The sequence below is a fragment of the Winslowiella iniecta genome, from assembly GCF_001267535.1.
Classification (GTDB): domain Bacteria; phylum Pseudomonadota; class Gammaproteobacteria; order Enterobacterales; family Enterobacteriaceae; genus Erwinia; species Erwinia iniecta.
Window position 1 is genome coordinate 1 of the sequence record NZ_JRXE01000076.1, and the last position, 323, is coordinate 323.

Here is a 323-nt window from a genome sequence, read left to right on the forward strand (position 1 = left end):
CTGGGGTGAAGTCGTAACAAGGTAACCGTAGGGGAACCTGCGGTTGGATCACCTCCTTACCTATGTGAAGATACCCGCGCAGTGTCCACACAGATTGTCTGATAGAAATTAACGAGCAAAAGAACCACAGAGTCCCCATCGTCTAGAGGCCCAGGACACTGCCCTTTCACGGCTGTAACAGGGGTTCGAATCCCCTTGGGGACGCCATATTCTGATAACGAAGTGAAAGACGTTATCAAAAAATATCTTAAAACTGACTTTCGAGTCAGGGTTTAAGATATTGCTCTTTAACAATCCGGAACAAGCTGAAAATTGAAACGACA

General features: G+C 46.1%; 1 tRNA gene and 1 rRNA gene. Both read left to right on the forward strand.

The features are described 5' to 3' along the window. A 16S ribosomal RNA gene (locus NG42_RS21675) occupies nucleotides 1-59 on the forward strand; the annotation flags it as partial. Nucleotides 60-131: 72 nt separating this feature from the next. After that, a tRNA-Glu gene (locus NG42_RS21680) sits at nucleotides 132-207 on the forward strand. The last annotated feature ends 116 nt before the right edge of the window (nucleotides 208-323 follow it).